This window comes from Caballeronia sordidicola (assembly GCF_000729995.1).
GTDB classification, from domain to species: domain Bacteria; phylum Pseudomonadota; class Gammaproteobacteria; order Burkholderiales; family Burkholderiaceae; genus Caballeronia; species Caballeronia sordidicola_A.
Map to the genome: position 1 here is coordinate 1 of NZ_JNFG01000124.1, position 434 is coordinate 434.

Here is a 434-nt window from a genome sequence, read left to right on the forward strand (position 1 = left end):
ATCCTATACTGCGCGAACCTCCAGGGCGCGAACCTCCGGGGCGCGAACCTGACTGGCGTGGACCTCAAAGGTACGAATCTGGTCGGCACAAATCTCGAAGGTGCAAACCTCAGCGGCGTACAACTGTCTGGTGCACGGTACAACGACTTAACAACGAGGTGGCCTGAGGGATTCAGGCCACCTGAATCGAACGAGATCACACCAGTTGAAACTGATCTTGATCAGCCTTCATCCCATACCGCCGTTGACCTGGGGTGAATTCCCAGAAACTCCGTCACGATAAAACTTTGTTAAGAATTCGGCAGCGATCCGCGCCTTGTCAAAAAAACCGACATCGCCTTGGTTGACTCCGATGCGGCGCACTCGGGGTGGCCTCGGGAAGCCCAGCACTCAGGAACTACTTGGGCTAGCTCCCGAGTGGCTCGGTGGCCTGA

The 434-nt window shown here is 56.5% G+C and carries 1 protein-coding gene; it reads left to right on the forward strand.

The window, feature by feature from the left end:
- A partial coding sequence (locus tag FH08_RS0134005) for a pentapeptide repeat-containing protein (RefSeq protein WP_031362631.1) occupies window positions 1-258 on the forward strand: 258 nt, incomplete at its 5' end.
- Window positions 259-434: the final 176 nt, after the last annotated feature.